The sequence below is a fragment of the Micromonospora sp. WMMC415 genome (assembly GCF_009707425.1).
Lineage (GTDB): Bacteria > Actinomycetota > Actinomycetes > Mycobacteriales > Micromonosporaceae > Micromonospora.
This window is the reverse complement of the sequence record NZ_CP046104.1, coordinates 1,007,271-1,023,859: the sequence shown is the minus strand read 5'-3', so window position 1 is coordinate 1,023,859 and position 16,589 is coordinate 1,007,271. Positions and strand designations below refer to the sequence as shown.

The 16,589-nt window shown below is 73.8% G+C and carries 16 protein-coding genes; 9 read left to right on the top strand and 7 right to left on the bottom strand.

Annotated features, from left to right (window positions below):
- On the bottom strand, positions 1–1,284 hold the full coding sequence (locus tag GKC29_RS05005) for a glycosyltransferase family 4 protein (RefSeq protein ID WP_155329705.1): 1,284 nt from the start codon (positions 1,282–1,284) through the stop codon (positions 1–3).
- Between the two features lie 24 nt (positions 1,285–1,308).
- Between GKC29_RS05005 and GKC29_RS05000 the strand changes: the two genes are divergently transcribed.
- From GKC29_RS05000 to GKC29_RS04985, 4 genes are all read left to right on the top strand, one after another.
- On the top strand, positions 1,309–2,169 hold the full coding sequence (locus tag GKC29_RS05000; protein WP_155329704.1) for an Fpg/Nei family DNA glycosylase: 861 nt from the start codon (positions 1,309–1,311) through the stop codon (positions 2,167–2,169).
- Positions 2,170–2,436: 267 nt separating this feature from the next.
- Positions 2,437–4,008: a sugar transferase gene (locus tag GKC29_RS04995; protein ID WP_155333993.1), complete on the top strand. Its 1,572-nt coding sequence runs from the start codon at positions 2,437–2,439 to the stop codon at positions 4,006–4,008.
- A 33-nt stretch (positions 4,009–4,041) separates the two neighbouring features.
- Positions 4,042–5,268 carry a histidine kinase gene (locus tag GKC29_RS04990; protein WP_155329703.1) on the top strand — a complete coding sequence of 409 codons (1,227 nt, stop codon included), beginning with the start codon at positions 4,042–4,044 and terminating at the stop codon, positions 5,266–5,268.
- Complete coding sequence (locus GKC29_RS04985; protein ID WP_155329702.1) at positions 5,265–6,020, top strand: LytTR family DNA-binding domain-containing protein; 756 nt, start codon at positions 5,265–5,267, stop codon at positions 6,018–6,020. Before GKC29_RS04990 ends, GKC29_RS04985 begins: the two co-directional genes overlap by 4 nt.
- Positions 6,021–6,053: 33 nt before the next feature.
- On the opposite strand, the gene GKC29_RS04980 is transcribed toward GKC29_RS04985, so the two are convergent.
- The gene (locus GKC29_RS04980; protein ID WP_155329701.1) at positions 6,054–6,782 is read right to left on the bottom strand and encodes an A24 family peptidase; all 729 of its coding nucleotides are present in this window, start codon (positions 6,780–6,782) and stop codon (positions 6,054–6,056) included.
- Between the two features lie 125 nt (positions 6,783–6,907).
- On the opposite strand from GKC29_RS04980, the gene GKC29_RS04975 reads away from it, so the two are divergent.
- Positions 6,908–7,570, top strand: a complete 663-nt coding sequence (locus GKC29_RS04975; RefSeq protein ID WP_155329700.1) for a DUF5701 family protein — start codon at positions 6,908–6,910, stop codon at positions 7,568–7,570.
- Positions 7,571–7,621: 51 nt separating this feature from the next.
- Here the strand turns inward: GKC29_RS04975 and GKC29_RS04970 are convergent, their stop codons facing one another.
- A complete protein-coding gene (locus GKC29_RS04970) occupies positions 7,622–8,860 on the bottom strand; it encodes a hypothetical protein (protein WP_155329699.1) in 1,239 nt (412 codons plus the stop codon).
- Complete coding sequence (locus GKC29_RS04965; protein WP_230688923.1) at positions 8,847–9,365, bottom strand: RNA polymerase sigma factor; 519 nt, start codon at positions 9,363–9,365, stop codon at positions 8,847–8,849. Before GKC29_RS04965 ends, GKC29_RS04970 begins: the two co-directional genes overlap by 14 nt.
- A gap of 325 nt (positions 9,366–9,690) precedes the next feature.
- Here GKC29_RS04965 and GKC29_RS04960 point away from each other — a divergent pair, with 325 nt between their 5' ends.
- Together GKC29_RS04960 and GKC29_RS04955 are read left to right on the top strand one after the other, a co-directional pair.
- Positions 9,691–10,080 (top strand): hypothetical protein, encoded by a 390-nt coding sequence (locus GKC29_RS04960; RefSeq protein WP_155333992.1) that lies wholly within the window; start codon positions 9,691–9,693, stop codon positions 10,078–10,080.
- A 1-nt stretch (position 10,081) separates the two neighbouring features.
- Complete coding sequence (locus GKC29_RS04955) at positions 10,082–11,740, top strand: cation acetate symporter (protein ID WP_155329697.1); 1,659 nt, start codon at positions 10,082–10,084, stop codon at positions 11,738–11,740.
- A gap of 35 nt (positions 11,741–11,775) precedes the next feature.
- On the opposite strand, the gene GKC29_RS29840 is transcribed toward GKC29_RS04955, so the two are convergent.
- The 3 genes from GKC29_RS29840 to GKC29_RS29835 form a co-directional block, all read right to left on the bottom strand.
- Positions 11,776–12,627, bottom strand: coding sequence for a hypothetical protein (locus GKC29_RS29840; RefSeq protein ID WP_230688922.1), 852 nt, complete (start codon positions 12,625–12,627; stop codon positions 11,776–11,778).
- Positions 12,620–13,120: a SigE family RNA polymerase sigma factor gene (locus GKC29_RS04945; protein ID WP_155329696.1), complete on the bottom strand. Its 501-nt coding sequence runs from the start codon at positions 13,118–13,120 to the stop codon at positions 12,620–12,622. Before GKC29_RS04945 ends, GKC29_RS29840 begins: the two co-directional genes overlap by 8 nt.
- A 64-nt stretch (positions 13,121–13,184) precedes the next feature.
- On the bottom strand, positions 13,185–14,006 hold the full coding sequence (locus GKC29_RS29835) for a hypothetical protein (protein ID WP_230688921.1): 822 nt from the start codon (positions 14,004–14,006) through the stop codon (positions 13,185–13,187).
- Between the two features lie 138 nt (positions 14,007–14,144).
- Here GKC29_RS29835 and GKC29_RS04935 point away from each other — a divergent pair, with 138 nt between their 5' ends.
- Positions 14,145–14,909, top strand: a complete 765-nt coding sequence (locus tag GKC29_RS04935) for an ABC transporter ATP-binding protein (RefSeq protein WP_155329695.1) — start codon at positions 14,145–14,147, stop codon at positions 14,907–14,909.
- Positions 14,894–16,585, top strand: coding sequence for an ABC transporter permease (locus tag GKC29_RS04930; RefSeq protein ID WP_155329694.1), 1,692 nt, complete (start codon positions 14,894–14,896; stop codon positions 16,583–16,585). Before GKC29_RS04935 ends, GKC29_RS04930 begins: the two co-directional genes overlap by 16 nt.
- Positions 16,586–16,589: the final 4 nt, after the last annotated feature.

The window sequence follows — 16,589 nt, the reverse complement described above, 5'->3', positions numbered from 1 at the left end:
TCAGGGGCGGGAGACGTCGGCGTAGATGTCGATCAGGCGCTTGGTCACCACGTCCGGGTGGAAGGTGCGCTCGTAGCGGGAGCGGGCGGCGGACGCCAGCCCGGCGGCACCTGCGGCGGCCAGCGGCAGGGCCGCCGCGAGGGCGGCCGGCTCCGGCGGCACCACCCAGCCCGCCTCCCCCGTCACGATTCCGGCCGGCACGGCGGCGGCCGACGCCGGCGGGGGTGAGCCCGGCCCGGTCGCCGGAGCGGCGGCCGAGGCGGGCGCGGCCGGGCCGGTGCCGGCCGGCTCGCGCGGAGTGTCCGCGCCAACCAGGTACGGGATGCCGCCGAGCGCGGTGCCGAGCACCGGACGGCCGGCGGCCAGCGCCTCGATGATCACCGTCGGCAGGACGTCGTGCCAGGTGGAGGTGGCCAGCACGACGGCGCTGGATTCGAGCGCGGCCCGGACCCCGGCCCGGTCCAGCGGGCCGAGGAAGGTCACGTCCGTCCGCTCCGCGGCGGCGGCCTCGACGAGCGGCCGCAGCTCACCGTCACCGGCGACGCGCAGCTGCCCCAGCGCGCCGTCCGGGTGCCGGCGCCAGGCGTCGACCAGCAGGTCCAGCCCCTTCTCCGGAGAGAGCCGGCCGAGGAAGAGGAAACCGGTGCCGAGCGGGGACGGCGCCCCCGGGTCGGGGATCGCGTTCGGCTTCACCACGATCCGTTCGTCCGGAATGCCGTAGTCACGCAGGTGGTCGGCGACCGCCGTGGTCAACGCGACGAAGCGGTCCACCGACCGCCAGGTGCCCCGGTGCACCGCGAGCGTCGTCGCCATCAGCGCGCTCTGCGCCCGCGAGCCCCGGTAGCAGCGGTGCACGACGGCGGGCACGCCCAGCGCCCGGCCCCGACAGTCCTGGCAGATCATGCCGTCCCGGAAGTACAGGCCGGACGAGCAGACCTGCCGGTAGTTGTGCACCGTCTGCACCACCGGCACCCCGTGCCGGTGCGCGGTCCGCACCACCCACGGCGAGAGCAGGGGGTACGGGTTGTGCAGGTGCAGCACGTCCGGCCGCTGCTCGGTCAGCAGGTGGCTCAACTCCTGCTGGGCCCTGGGGGCGTAGATCGGGGAGATCGGCAGCAGCGCCTTGGCGGCCCGGGACATCGACGGGATCTCGTCGGAGCTGCGCAGGAACGGCAGCACCTCCACCCCGGCCGCGGTCAGCTGGGCGATCTCCGCGTCGACGATCGTGTTCTCGCCGGACGGTTGGGCCTCCCGGTACCGGTTGTGCGCCACCACGATTTTCATGAGATTGGAGGCTACCGTTGGCTGGTGCCCGAACTACCGGAGGTTGAGGCGCTCGCGGAGTACCTGCGCCGGCGCGCGGTGGGCCGGCGTGTCGACCGCCTGGAGGTCGCCGCGATCAGCGCCCTGAAGACGTACGATCCGGCGCCCACGGCCGCCGCCGGGCAGGTGGTGACCGACGCGCGCCGCCACGGCAAGTTCCTCGACGTTCTGCTCGGCGACGACCTGCACGTGGTGGTCCACCTGGCCCGGGCGGGCTGGCTGCACTACCGCGAGGCGTTCCCGTCGAGTGCACCGCTGCGCCCGGGGAAGGGTCCGGTCGCGCTGCGCGTACGCCTCGACGACGGCTCGGGCTTCGACCTGACCGAGGCCGGCACCCAGAAGAGCCTCGCCGTGTACCTGGTGACCGATCCGGCGGCGGTACCCGGGGTGGCCCGCCTCGGTCCCGACGCGCTCGCCGTCGACCCGGCCACCTTCGCCGACCGCCTCCGCAGCCGGAAGGGCCAGGTCAAGGGGGTGCTCACCGACCAGACGGTGCTGGCCGGGGTGGGCAACGCGTACTCCGACGAGATCCTGCACGCGGCGAGGCTGTCGCCGTTCGCGCTCACCAACCGGCTCACCGACGAGCAGCTCGCCACCCTGCACTCCGCGACCCGGGACGTGCTCGGCGACGCGGTGGCCCGGTCGGTGGGCCAGCGGGCGGCGGAGCTGAAGGGCGAGAAGCGGTCCGGGCTGAAGGTGCACGCCCGTACCGGACTGCCCTGCCCGGTCTGCGGCGACACCGTACGGGAGGTGTCCTTCGCCGATTCGAGCCTCCAGTACTGCCCGACCTGTCAGACCGGCGGCAAGCCGCTCGCGGACCGACGGTTGTCCCGGTTGGTACGGTGAGTGACGACCCTCACCGACTACGGAGAGGAATCGGCCGCCGCGCGACGAACGTCCGGGTCGCGTCTCCACCACGGCCCCCATCCATCGGTATAGTGGCTCGGTCCCCGGCTTCTGAAATGGTCCGGAGCCGGCCAGATGCCATGCGGTTCGTCCCGACGCGCACGCCCACGGGTGAGCGTCCCGGTGCGGTGACCGCGTGGGAGACTGGGACGGTGGGCGACGTGGGCCCTTCACGCCGAGTGAGCGGCTCGCGTCATGCGGGAGGACATGGGTGAGGTGACGACAAGCCTCCAGCGCCCGGTATCCAACGAAGGCCGGAGCAAACTCGTGCGGCACGTCGACAGCTTCGAGATCCAGCCGCCGACACCGCCGACCCACAACGGCGTACCCCGATCGGCGTGGGCGCGGGCCCGGCGGCGGGTCTCCCGCTGGCACCGCCCGTACACCGCCATCCTGCTGCTGCTGGACTTCGCCGCGGCGGCGTTCGCCAGCTTCACCGCGATCCGCACCTTCGACCAGGCCCGGGCCGGCTTTTACCAGGCCGACGACGATCCGACCTGGTTCTACACGGTGGCCTTCGGCCTGCTGCCGCTCGGCTGGGTGGTCATCCTCTGGTTCAACCGGTCGTACGACCGGCGCTACCTGGGCCTCGGGCCGGACGAGTTCAAGCGGGTGATGCGCAGCGGCGTGGCGGTCTGCGCGACCGTCTCCTTCCTGGCGTTCGCCACCAAGACCGACCTGTCCCGGTTCACGGTCGGCACCGCGCTGCTCCTCGCGCTGCTGCTGATCCTGCTGGGTCGCATCCTGGCCCGGTTCGTGCTGCACGTCGTCCGGCGCAACGTCGGCCAGGCCGGGCACCGGATGGTGCTGGTGGGCACCCTGCCGGAGTGCCTGGAGGTCTACCGGTCGGTCACCCGCAGCCCGGCCGCCGGCCTGGTGCCGGTCGCGATCCACATAACCGACGGCTACGCGGCGGCCCGGGGCGTGGAGACGCCGGTTCCGATCTACGCCGGGCGGGACGTCCTCGCCCTGGTCCGCGAGGTCGGCGGCGACACGATCGCCGTCTGCGGGTCGGCCAGCGCCGAGCCGGGTGAGCTGCGCCGCCTGGCCTGGCAGTTGGAGGGCTCGGGTGTCGACCTCGTCGTGGCCCCGCAGCTGACCGACATCGCCGGCCCCCGGGTGCACATCCGCCCGATCGAGGGGCTGCCGCTGCTGCACGTGGAGGAGCCGACCCTCTCCGGCCCGGCGCTGCTGGCGAAGAACCTGCTCGACCGGGTGGCCGCCGGGCTCGGCCTGCTGCTGCTGGCACCGATCTTCCTCGTGATCGCCGTCGCGATCCGCATCTCCGACCCGGGTCCGGTGTTCTTCCGGCAGCCCCGGGTCGGCCACGAGGGGCGGACCTTCCGGGTCTGGAAGTTCCGCACCATGTACGTCGACGCCGAGGACCGGCTGGCCGGCCTGGTCGACCAGAACGAGACCGACGGCATGCTGTTCAAGATCAAGCAGGATCCCCGGGTGTTCCCCGTGGGCCGCTTCCTGCGCGCGTCGTCGCTGGACGAGCTGCCGCAGTTGATCAACGTGCTGAAGGGCGAGATGTCGCTGGTCGGGCCACGCCCGCTGCCCGCCGACGACGGCGACTTCCTCGGCGACGTCCGGCGGCGGCTGCTGGTCAAGCCCGGTATGACCGGCCTGTGGCAGGTCTCCGGCCGCTCCGACCTGTCGTGGGACGAGGCGGTCCGGCTGGACCTCTACTACGTCGACAACTGGTCGCTGGCGTACGACCTGAGCATCCTGTGGCGGACGGTCGGGGTGGTGGTCGCCCGCAAGGGCGCGTACTAGCGGAAGCCGCCGCCACCCGTCAGGATCGCGACCGTGGGTGGCAACCTCTCCGCCGTCGTCGGCGTCGTCTCGCTGGTCACCGCGCTGGCCGCGGCCCTGTTCGCGGTGGTACGCCTGCGCGGCCGCCGGGGCATCGCCACCGCCACCCAGCGGGCCACGTACGAGGTGCTGCACACCGCCGGGCTCGCGGCCGAGCCACTGCGGGCCGGGCTGACCACCGCGAACGCGGCGAAGGCCGCACGGCATCTGCGGGCCCTGGTCGGGGCGGTCGGCCTGGCGCTGACCGACGCCGACGGGCTGCGCGCCGTCGACGGCCGCGGCGCGCACCACGAGGCCCAGTTGGTCGCGGCGGCCCGACGGGCGGTGGCGGCCGGCCGGTCGACCGTGCTCGGGGAGGCCGAGCTGCACTGCGACCGGGTGGACTGCCCGGTGCGGGGAGCGGTGGTCGCCCCGCTGACCGGGGTGGACGGGCGGGTCGTCGGCGCGCTCGTCGCCGTCGCCGACGGCGCACCCGCGCCCGGCCTGGTGCAGGCGACCCTGGAGACGGCGCACTGGGCCGGCAACCAACTCGCCCTGGCCGAGCTCGACTCGTCGCGGGAACGGCTCGCCCGGGCCGAGGTCCGCGCGCTGCGGGCGCAGATCAGCCCGCACTTCATCTACAACGCGCTGACCGCGATCGGCTCGTTCGTCCGGACCGACCCGGACCGGGCCCGGGAACTGATCCTGGAGTTCGCCGAGTTCACCCGCTACTCGTTCCGGGCGCACGGCGAGTTCACGACGCTGGCCGAGGAGCTGCGGTCGATCGACCGCTACCTGACCATCGAGCGGGCCCGGTTCGGCGACCGGCTCCAGGTGCGGCTCCAGATCGCGCCGGAGGTCCTGCCGGTCACGCTGCCCTTCCTCTGCCTCCAGCCGCTGGTCGAGAACGCCGTGCGCCACGGGTTGTCCCGGAAGCCCGGCACGGGCATGGTGAGCATCGAGGCCCGCGACGCGGGCACCGAGTGCCACATCACGGTGGAGGACGACGGAGTGGGCATGGACCCGGCCGCGCTGACCGCGGGTATCGCCGAGCTGGCCGGCGCCAGCGGCGACCCGGGCGACGACCCGGGCGGCCACGTCGGCCTCTCCAACGTCGACGAGCGGCTCCGGTCGGTCTTCGGGGACGGTTTCGGCCTGGTGGTGGAGACCGGCCTCGGTTCCGGTACGAAGGTCAGCATGCGCGTGCCGAAGTTCCACCCCGGCGTACGGGCGGGGTCGTGAGCGGGTTCCTGCGGGTGCTGGCGGTGGACGACGAGCCACCGGCGCTGGACGAGCTGGCGTACCACCTGCGGACCGACCCGCGGGTGGCCCGGCTGCACACCGCCGGGGACGCCACCGAGGCGCTGCGGGTGCTCCGCGACGACGACGTGGACGTGGTCTTCCTCGACATCCGGATGCCCGGCCTGGACGGCATGGAGTTGGCCCGGGTGCTGCGGCGCTTCGCCCGGCCTCCGGCGATCGTCTTCGTCACCGCGTACGACGACGGTGCGGTGGACGCGTTCGACCTGGGTGCCACCGACTACGTCCGCAAGCCGGTCCGGGCCGAGCGGCTGGCCGAGTCGCTGCGCCGGGTGATCGGATCGCGGGTGGTGCCCAGTCATCCGGCGGCGCTGGCGCGGGCCGAGGAGGACCCGACGATCCCGGTCGAGCTGGCCGGGACGACCCGCATGCTGCCCCGCTCGGCGGTGCGCTGGGTGGAGGCGCAGGGCGACTACGCGCGGCTGCACACCGCCGAGGGCTCGCACCTGGTCCGGGTGTCGCTGGCGACCCTGGCCGAGCGCTGGGCGGACGCCGGGTTCGTCCGGATCCACCGGTCCTACCTGGTGCAGTTGAAGCTCATCGCCGAGCTGCGGCTGGTCAACTCCGGCTACGTGGTGGTGGTCGACTCGACGGAGCTGCCGGTCAGCCGGCGGCACACCCGCGAGTTGAAGGACAAGCTGGTCCGGGCGGCTAAGCAGGACTGGAGCCGCTAGGCCGGCGGCGCAGCCGGGCCGCACCGCCACGTCCTAGGCGAGCATGGTGACGAGCGCGGCTGCGAGCATCGCCGGGCCGTACGGTACGGGGGTTCGCCAGCCCGCGCGGCGGGTGATCAGGAGACCGGCGACGAGCGGCAGGTTCACCAGTGGGGCCAGCAGCACGCCGGCCACGACGGCCGGCCACCCCAGCCAGCCGAGGTGGAACCCGAGGACGGCGCCGAGCTTCACGTCGCCGAAGCCGAGCTGGGAGCGGGGCAGCAGGGCGAGGGTGAGGTAGCCGGCGGCACAGGCGAGCGCGGCGAACGCACCGCGTACCAGCGCCGGGACGGCCTGCTCCGCGAGCGCCGCCACCACCAGCAGCGCCACCCCGCCGAGGAAGGCGACGCCGACCAGCGGGTCGGGCAGCCGCAGAACCCGCAGGTCGACCAGCGCCAGTGGCACGGCGAGGGCCGCCAGCAGCAGGAACGCCGGCAACGCCCAGGTCGGGCCGAGGGCGGCCGCAGCGGCACCGCAGGCGGCGGCGGAGAGCGGCACGGTGACCCACCGCCCCGGCACGGGCCGCCGATCGCACCCCGGGCACCGGCCGGACGACCGCCACCAGGGCGGGATCGCCGTCGCGCACCGGGGGCAGGCGGAGCGCCAGGGTGGCTTCGGCCGGCCGGCCGGCCACTCCACCGCGTACCGGTCGATCAGCCCGGGCAGTAGCAGCCCCCAGCCGGCCCCGGCGACGGTGGCGGCGGCCACGAGGGGGAGCAGCACGGGCGGGATCGTATCGACGCCCGCCCCCGGAGCGGGGCCCCGAAACGATGAGATCGGCGGAACGGGAATAACCGCCGCTCCTCGTACACTGTACGGTAGGCCGTACGAGAGCGAGGAGGCCGCCCGTGACCGAGACCCCCTTCGACCCCGCCGCCGAATTCGACCGCCAGGTGCACCGGCTGGTGGAGCTGGGCTACCCGGCCCTGGCCGGCCTGACCCCGGCGAGCTTCCGCGACCTGGTCGCCCCCTTGCGGGCGGCGGCGGCCACCGGCGCGGCCGGCCTCCCCGCCCCGACCGAGGGTCGCGTGCCGTTCCTACTGGTCGTGACCCGCGAGCTGGTGCCCGTCGAAGCGCGCGTCGGGCTGACGACGCTGGCGGGCAGGACCAAGCCCGGAATCATCGACCGGCACTACCCCGACGGCGACCTGGCCCGCTTCGATCCGATCAAGGAGCTGGAGGTGCCGGCCGGGCCGGCGTACCTCCTGTTCGACGTCGACCGGGGCGAGGAGACCCTGAACCTCGCCCCCGCCTCCGCGATGGAGGTGATCACCGGTCAGGACCGCCTGCCGCTCACCATCGACGAGGGCCTCGCCCTCGTCACGCTGCACCCGCCGGCCCTGGCGAAGAACAAGTGCTTCTCCCTGGTCGGCTCCCGCTGCGGCGACAAGCGGGTGCCGGCGATCTGGATCAGCCAGGGCGCACCGAAGCTCGGCTGGTGCTGGTGGGGCAACCCGCACACCTGGCTCGGCTCCGCCTCCGCCCACCCGGTCCGCGTCGGACTGGAGTGACCCTCGCCGGTGGGCCGGGCCCCCGTGCGCCCGGCCCACCAGCGGGTCCCGTCAGTCCGGCAACGGGAAGCGCACCCACGTCTCACCGTCGGTGGTGAGCTGGACGTGGTCGGCACCGAGCACGGACACGTCGTCCCGGCCGTAGAGCCAGGCCCGACCGGGCGACACACCGGTCCCGCCCTCCCGGCCGTACACCGACACCCGGGTGAAATGGCGCCCGCCGTCGCGGCTGACCAGCAGGTGATCGGTGGCTCCCTCGGCCTCGTGCCGGCTGTCCGAGATCATCAAGAAGCCGTCCGCGCCGATCGTGAAGCCGCGCACGACCCGAGTGCTGGGCACGTCGGTGCCGACGTCCCTCCAGGTCTGCCCGCCGTCGGAGGTGTGCAGCAGCCGCGACGGGATGCCGGGCTTCATGGGCTCGGTCCCGGGCGCCGGATCCGGTTCGGTCAACAGGTACGCCTCCGCGCCGCTCACCGCCGCCACAGCGGTCACCGAGACACCGGCCGGCGCCTTGGAAGTAGCCCAGGTGGCACCCCGGTCCGCGCTGCGCGCGACCGTCGCCCGCAGATCCGCGCCCCCCGGCCAGTACGTCACCCAGATCGCCCCGTCCGCAGCCGGGTAGATGCTGAACGGCGGGTACGGAGACACCGGATCGACACGCAGCCGGTAAACCGTTCCCGTCCCCGGGTCGGTCGCCAGCGGCTCGGCAATCGCACCGCATCCCTCCTGACAGAAGACCGGGCGGGCCGCCCTCGGAAAGGCCGTCACCGCCACCATCGCCTGATCCGCTGGCCGCCAGGTGCGGCCGTGGTCGGTGGAGAGACTTCGCTCGCCGTTGTGGAACACCAGGTAGGAACGCTCATCGAGCACACTGAACCGAAGGTCGGTGGTGCCCGTACCGTTCTCGTCCGGTTGGCAGCCTGGTGCCTGGTACACCGCTGTCGCGTAGTCGCTCCAAGTCCGACCGGCGTCGCCGGTATGGGCGAAGCGGAGCATGCAGCTCCGGTGCTCCACACCGACCGCGGTGTCGCCGCCGGTCAGGAAGAGCCGGGTCCCGCGATCCTCGCGGATGGCGGTCGGCTCGGGCGTGGCCCAGTCGACGCCCGGTGACCGGTCGGCCAGCGGCACGACGGCCATACCGGCCATCGCGACGACGGCGGCCAGCGCGACCCCGGCGGCCCGCCTTCGGCGGCGGGCGCGGGCGGTCGCCCACAGGTCGTCCAGAGGTGGCTGGCGTACCGCGCGGGCCACGGTCGCGGTGTCGAACCCGGTGAACTCACGATCGGACATCGACCCTCCCGGTTGGTGTCGAGGCGACGTCGGGGTCGGTGAGCCGCGCGGCGAGGGCCGCCCGGCCCCGGGACAGCCGCGACTTGACCGTGCCGACCGAGACGCCGAGGGTGTGGGCGACCTCGTCCACCGGAAGGTCGACGAGGTAGTGCAGGGCCAGCGCGTGCCGCTGGCCGGTGGGCAGTTCGCGCAGGGCGGCGAGCAGCGACAGGTGTTCGGGAGCGGTGTCGGCGACCACCGGCGGCGGGCCGATCCGGTGCAGCAGCCGGTCGAGTACCCGGCGACGCCGGTACCGGCTGCGGGCCACGTTCACGGCGACCCGGCGCAGCCACGCCTCCGGATTCTCAAGGCCGGCGAACCGCCGGGGCGCGGCGAGCGCCCGGGTGAACGCCTCCTGGACCGCCTCCTGCGCCTCGCTCAGGTCCCCGGTCACCGCGTACAGCTGCACCACGAGCCGCTGGAAACACCCGGCGTAGATGTCGCCGATGATGTCGTCGTCGGACACCGTCACCTCCCTCCTCCACCTCTCCCACTCCCGGGCGAGGAAGAAGGTTCCGACCTCGCGACGAGAGGATCCCGCCGCCCTGACCGCCCCGACCGTCACCCACCGCGGACCCGAGTCGTCGCCGCAGGTCACCGTCGGCATCCCCGGAGTTATCCACAGGGATGACGCGTTCTCCACAGGTTGTCCACAGGGCCCTTGTGCACCCGCTTGACATTCCCGTCGATCGGGCCAGACTGCCGGAGTGGCCGCTGCCGACGATCCCGTCCCAGCGCCCGGGGCGGGTACCCGGCCCGGGGCGTCGCCCGGGCGTGACGACGCCGGCCGGGTGCCGGCCCAACCCACGCGGCCGCCGGCGCGCACCCGGATCGTGCTGGCCGACGTGGTCCGGCGGGAGACGCGCACCGACCGCACCCGCACCGAGCTGGCCCAGCAGACCCGCGTCGGCGAGGCGCTGGTCCGAGGCCTGGTCCGCGCACAGCTCTCCCTCGCGCTGCGGCTCTCGCTGGTGGTGGCGATCGGGCTCGGCGGGCTGCCGTGGCTGTTCGCCATCGCCCCCTCGGTCGGCCGGGTCACCGTGCTCGGGGTGAACCTGCCGTGGCTGCTGCTCGGGGTGGCCGCCTTCCCGTTCCTGGTCACGGTGGGCTGGGCGTACGTGCGGCTGGCCGAGCGCAACGAGCAGGACTTCACCGACCTGGTCCAGCGGCCGGAGCGCTGAGGTGGACAACGGGTACGTCGTCCCGGCGATCGTCGCGGTCACCCTGGTCACCGTCGGCATCGGTTTCTACGGCCTGCGCCTCGCCCGCACCACGTCGGACTTCCTGGTCGCGTCCCGGATGGTCAGCCCGACCTGGAACGCCGCCGCGATCGGCGGGGAGTACCTGTCGGCCGCGAGTTTCCTCGGCATCGCCGGCCTGATCCTCAAGTACGGCGTCGACGTGCTCTGGTACCCCGTCGGGTTCGCCGCCGGCTACCTGGCACTGCTGCTCTTCGTCGCCGCACCGCTCCGCCGCTCCGGCGCGTTCACCCTGCCCGACTTCTGCGAGCTGCGGCTCGGCTCCCGGTGGCTGCGTACGCTCGCCACCGTCTTCGTGATCTTCATCGGGTGGCTCTACCTCGTACCCCAGTTGCAGGGCGCCGGCCTGACGCTGGCCACGCTGGCCGGCTCGCCGTACCCCGTGGGTGCCCTCGTGGTGGCGGCGGTGGTCACCGGGAACGTGGCGCTCGGCGGCATGCGCGCCATCACCTTCGTGCAGGCCTTCCAGTACTGGCTCAAGCTGACCGCGCTCGCCGTACCCGCGATCTTCCTGGCGTTGCAGTGGCAGGCCGACGTTCGCCCGGCGGTGACCCCGCCCGACGGGCCGGCGTTCCGGACCGCGACCACCGTCGTCGTCGAGCATCCCGCGACGCTCACCCTGCCCGACGGGCAGACCCGGGAGGTACGCCCCGGCGACGAACTGACGTTCGCGGCCGGCGACCCCGTGCCCGAGGTGTCCGGGGTGGCCACCGACGCGGCGGACTGGCTGCTGCCCAGCACCGCCGGGGACGACGACCGGGGGCTGTTCGCCACGTACTCGCTGATCCTGGCCACGTTCCTCGGCACCATGGGCCTGCCGCACGTCCTGGTCCGCTTCTACACCAACCCCGACGGCGCCGCCGCCCGGCGCACCACGCTGGTCGTGCTGGCCCTGGTCGGCGCCTTCTACCTGCTCCCCACCATCTACGGCGTCCTCGGCCGGATCTACACCCCGCACCTGCTGGTCACCGGGCAGACCGACGCGGTGGTGGTCCTGCTGCCCGGCGCGGCGCTCGGCGACGGCACGACCGGGCGGCTGCTCGCCGCGCTGGTCGCGGCGGGGGCGTTCGCGGCGTTCCTCTCCACCTCCTCCGGGCTGCTCACCAGCGTCGCCGGGGTCATCTCGACCGACGTGCTGGGCCGGGGCTCGGTCCGTGGGTTCCGGCTGGCCACGGTGATCGCCGGGACGATCCCGGCGGTGCTCGCGCTCAACGTGTCCGGGCTGGACGTGTCGCAGGTGGTGGGGCTGGCCTTCGCGGTCGCCGCGTCGAGCTTCTGCCCGCTGCTCGTGCTCGGCATCTGGTGGCGGGGGCTGACCGACCTCGGCGCCGCCGCCGGCGTGCTGGCCGGCGGCGGCGCCGCGGTCGGGGCGGTGCTGGTGACGGTGCTCGGGCCGCCGCTGTCCGGCTGGCCGGCCACGCTCACCGCGCAGCCGGCCGCCTGGACGGTGCCGCTCGCCTTCACCGTGATGGTGGCGGTGTCGATGGCGACCCGCCGCCGCGTCCCGGCCGGCATCGGCGCCACGATGCTCCGCCTGCACGCCCCCGAAGCGCTCCGCTTGCAAGGAAGGGCCCCTTCTTAACGCCTGCGGTAGAGGAAGGGGCCCTTCCTAACACTTCAGCAGGCGTCGGTGCCGGTGCAGAGCCGCGCCGCCACCTTCCGCGCGACCGGCCGCGCATCGGCTTCGGTCGTCTGATACTCGAGGTCGAGCTGTGCCACCAGGTCGCCCTGCCGGACGAAGAGCCACCGGTTCGGGATGCCGTCGATCTCGGCACCGACCAGCAGCGAGTCGGCACCGCCCAGGCCCTCGGCCAGGATCGAGATCGAGCTGTCCGGCGGCAACAGGTCACAGCCCCTGACCAGCTGGCGCACGTTCGCCATCACGGTAACCGCGTCGTCGCCGGAGTGCCGGGTGACTCGTTCGAGGATGATCTCCGTTGGCGAGTTGTACTCCATGCCCCGCCGGCCCACCTCGCCGACCAGGAGCGACGGGGACCGGTTGGTGCAGTAGATGGTCACCGACTCCAGGGACCAGTCGCCGTCCAGGTCGCTCTCGGTCGCCGCGAAGCCGTCGGGTAGGTCGTCGGGTTGCAGCATCGCCGAGGCCGGGACGGTCCGGGTCGGCGCGACCTGGCCGGACGGGGTCGAGCTCGCCGAGTGGCTCGGCGTCGTCCTCGACGGCTCACCCGTAGGCGCCGTGGTCGAGGGCGCCGTGGAGGGCGCGGGGACGGTGGTGGGGCCGGCCGAAGGGCTGTTCGTCGCGGGCGGCAGCGGCGGCGTGGCGTCCGGACCTCCGGCCACGGCCACGGCGCCAATCGCGACCGTAGCGACGGCGACGGCGCTCGCCAGACCGGCGGCGATGCGGGTACGCCGCGTGCGCCGCCGGGCCCGCTCGCGCACCTCGTCGGTGGGGTTCCAGTTCAGGCGCTCGGTGTCGCCGTACAACTCGGCGAAGAGCGGATCAGGCATGACTGACCTCCTCCGGGAACGAGGTGCCGAGAAGAGTGGCGAGGGTCTTCCGCCCACGGGCGAGGCGGGCCTTGACGGTGCCCGTCGGCGTACCCGTCTGCACCGCGATGTCGGCGACCGACAGGTCGGCCAGGTGATGCAGGACGATCGCCTGCCGCTGCTCGGCCGGCAGTCGTCGCAGCGCCGTGACCAGGGCGACCGTGTTCTCCGACGGTGGGCCGGTGGCTGGATCGGGGCCGTGCCGCCGGTACGCGGACAGGCCGTTGCGGATCTTGCGCCAGCGGTTGATCAGCAGGCGGTGACCGACCGTCCGCACCCACGCCTCTGCGTCGTCGTACGCGCTGATTGTCGACCAACGCTGCCAGGCCCGCACGTACGCCTCCTGCGCGGCGTCCTGGGCCTCGCTCAGGTCGCCGCCGAGTGCGTAGAGCACCGTGACGACCCGATGTCGCGTGCTGCGGTAGAACTCCTCGAACCCCTCGTCCCCGTCCACCCCGCCCCTCCCGTCGCGATCCTGCCCCTTTCACCCGCGACCGGGCGTGCCGGTTGCACGGTGCTCAGCAGGCGTCGGTGCCGGCGCAGAGCCGGCTCGCCACCGCCCGCGCGTACGACCGGGCCTCGGCCCTGGTAGCGCGGCCGTCCAGTCGGACCTGCGCCACCAGGTCGCCCTGGCGGACGAGGAGCAGGCGGCCCGGCTCGTCCTCGATGACCGAGCCCACCAGCAGCGACTCGGCGCCGCCCAGCCCCTCCGCCAGGACGGTGAGCGAGTCGTCCGGACGGGTCGGTACGCAGCCCGCGACGAACCGGCGCGCGTTGCCCATCACCGTGACGGCGGCATCGCCGGCATGGCGGGTCACCCGCTCGATGAGCACGTCGGTCGGCGAGTCGTACCGCACGTCACGTCGGTGCACCTCGCCGACGAGCAGCGACGGCGAGGCGTCGCGGCAGTGGATCCCCAGCGACTCCAGCGGCCAGTCGCCGCTCACGTCGCTCCTGAGGGACCGGAAATCGTCGGGCAGGTCGGCGAGTTGGAGCATCGCCCGGGCCGGGACCGGCCGGGGCGGCGTGCCGGAGCTCGGCCGGGCGGTGCCGGATCGCGAGGGCGATGGTGTCGGCCCGTCCGCCGAGGGACTCGGCTCGGTGGTCCGACGTGGGGACACGCTCGGCGCCGGGGCGTCCGCGGCTGGTGTCAGCGGCGGCGCGGCGACGGGTCGCCCCGCCACGGCCGCCGCGCCGCCCACGACCGCGGCGACGGCGACGGCACTGGCGACACCGGCGGCGATCCGGGTACGGCGCGCACGCCGACCCCGCCGGCCCATCTGCCCGGTCGGGTTCCGGAACAGCTCCTCAAGTCCGCCGAGCCCGTCGTCCGCGTTCATACCTCGCCCCTTCGTCCAGTTCCTGCCCTTCTTACGCACGACACGACGAGTGGGTTGCACGGGTACGCCCCAGGGATGACGGTGGATCATCCCTGCGCGGGAGCGATCCGCTGGCCGCCGCCGGATACGGTCGGACGCATGACTGGTGAGCACCCCGCCCTCGCGCTGCGCGGTCTCGTCAAGCGCTTCGACGACAAGGTGGCGGTCGCGGGCGTCGACCTCGACGTGCCGGCCGGCTCGTTCTACGGCCTGCTCGGCCCGAACGGTGCCGGAAAGACGACGACCCTGTCGATGGCGGTGGGCCTGCTCCGGCCGGACAGCGGGCGCGCCTGGGTGCTCGGGCAGGACGTCTGGGCCGACCCGGTCCGCGCGAAGCAACTGCTCGGCGTCATGCCCGACGGCGTACGCCTCTTCGACCGGCTGAGCGGCGCGGAGCTGCTCGCGTACCACGGTCTGCTGCGCGGCATGGACCCGGCGGTGGTCGACCAGCGGGCGGCGGAACTGCTGGACGTGCTGGCCCTCGGCGACGCCGGCCGCACGCTGGTGGTGGACTACTCGGCCGGCATGAAGAAGAAGATCGGCCTGGCCTGCGCGCTGCTGCACGGGCCCCGGCTGCTCGTGCTGGACGAGCCGTTCGAGGCGGTCGACCCGGTGTCGGCGGCGCTGATCCGGGACATCCTCCAGCGGTACGTGGCCGGAGGCGGGACGGTCGTGTTCTCCAGCCACGTGATGGAGGTCGTCGAGCGGCTCTGCTCGCACGTCGCGATCCTCGCCGCGGGCACCATCAAGCGCGTCGGCACGCTGGACGAGGTTCGCGGGGACCGCTCGCTGGAGCAGGTCTTCGTGGAGGTCGTCGGCGGGCGTACCGCGACCGGTGAGGAGCTGGCGTGGCTGTCGCAGTGACGGGCTCCGCCGCGCCGGCGCGGCGGGTGTCCGCCCGGCACTTCGTCCGCCTCAAGCTGCGGGTGATGGGCAACAACTTCCGCGGCCAGGGCTGGCGGATCGCCCTCTTCGTGGTCGGCTCGCTGGTCGGGCTCTGGTTCGCCGCGACCGGCTTCTTCCTCTTCGCCGCCCCCGGCTTCGCCGACGCCGAACGGTACGCGCTGCTCGTCGCCGCGTTCGGCGGCGGGCTGATGGTGCTCGGTTGGCTGCTGCTGCCGCTGGTCTTCTTCGGTGTCGACGAGACGCTGGACCCGGCCCGGTTCGCGCTGCTGCCGCTGTCCCGCCGAACCCTGGTCACCGGCCTGTTCGCGGCGGCGCTGGTGAGCGTCCCGACGGTCGCCGTGCTGCTGGCGCTCTCCGGCCTGGTCGTCACCGCCGGTGCGCTCGGCGGGTGGCCGGCCGCCCTGGTGCAGGCCGTCGGGGTGGTGGCGGGCCTGCTGCTCTGCGTCGCCGCCGCCCGAGCGGTCACCAGCGCGTTCGCCACCATGCTGCGGTCCCGCCGGGTCCGCGACCTGGCCGCCGTGCTGCTGGCCGTGGTCGCCGCGCTGCTCGGCCCGCTGCAACTGGCCGCGACGGCCGCGCTCCGCGACGCGGACTGGAACCGGTTCGCCTCGGTGGCGACCGTGGTCGGCTGGACGCCGTTCGGTGCGCCCTGGACGGCGGGCATCGACGTCGCGCAGGGGCGGGTGTGGGCGGCGCCGGTGAAGCTGCTGATCACCGCGCTCGCCGTGGTGGCGCTGCTGGCCTGGTGGTCCCGCTCCCTGGAGTCGGCGATGGTGGGCGCGGCCAGCAGCGGCAAGGCCCCGACCCGGCAGCCGGAGACGAGCGGCACCCCGGTCGCGCAGTTCTTCCCCCGCGCGCTCGGCTGGCTCCCGCGGGACCGGTTCGGCGCGCTGGTGGCGCGGGAGGCGCGGTACTGGTGGCGGGACGCCCGGCGGCGGGCGAACCTCGTCACGCTGGGGGTGGTCGGCCTGTTCGTGCCGGCCATGGTCAACCTGGGCGGGTCGAACCTCGTCGACGGCACGGGTGGCTTCGGCGCTCCGGACACGTCCTCCCCGGTGCTGGTGAGCCTGTCGATGCTGTTCGTCGGCGTCCTCGCCGCGGTGACCCTGGCCAACCAGTTCGGCTTCGACGGCAGCGCGTACGCGGCGCACCTGGTCGCGGGCGTACCGGGCAAGGTGGAGCTGCGCGCCCGGATGGCGGGTTTCTCGATCTACGTGCTTCCGCTGGTCGTGGTCATCTCCGTCGTGCTGGCCCTGATCCTGGGCGAGCCGGGTTGGATCGGGATGACGGCGGGCAGCCTGCTCGCCACGTACGGCGCCGGGCTGGCGGTCAACACGTTCCTGTCGGTGCTCGGGGCGTACGCGCTGCCCGAGACGAGCAACCCGTTCGCGCTCAACACCGGCGCCGGGGTGGCCCGCAGCTTCCTGACCCTGCTGTCGATGCTCGCCTCGGCGGCCGCCGCCGTCCCGATGGTCGTGGCCGCCGCGCTCCTCGGCGACGTGTGGCTCTGGCTGGCCCTGCCGGTCGGTGCGGCGTACGGGCTGGGCGCGGCACTGCTCGGCGCGTACCTGGCCGGCGACGTCCTCGACCGGCGCCAGCCCGAACTCCTGGCGACTGTGACGCCACGCCGCTGACGCC

Coding starts and splice junctions, on each gene's coding strand:
- GKC29_RS04935 (WP_155329695.1), top strand. CDS start 14,145: ATGACTGGTGAGCACCCCGCCCTCGCGCTGCGCGGTCTCGTCAAGCGC.
- GKC29_RS04970 (WP_155329699.1), bottom strand. CDS start 8,860: ATGTCCGATCGTGAGTTCACCGGGTTCGACACCGCGACCGTGGCCCGC.
- GKC29_RS29835 (WP_230688921.1), bottom strand. CDS start 14,006: ATGAACGCGGACGACGGGCTCGGCGGACTTGAGGAGCTGTTCCGGAAC.
- GKC29_RS29840 (WP_230688922.1), bottom strand. CDS start 12,627: ATGCCTGATCCGCTCTTCGCCGAGTTGTACGGCGACACCGAGCGCCTG.
- GKC29_RS04995 (WP_155333993.1), top strand. CDS start 2,437: ATGGGTGAGGTGACGACAAGCCTCCAGCGCCCGGTATCCAACGAAGGC.
- GKC29_RS05005 (WP_155329705.1), bottom strand. CDS start 1,284: ATGAAAATCGTGGTGGCGCACAACCGGTACCGGGAGGCCCAACCGTCC.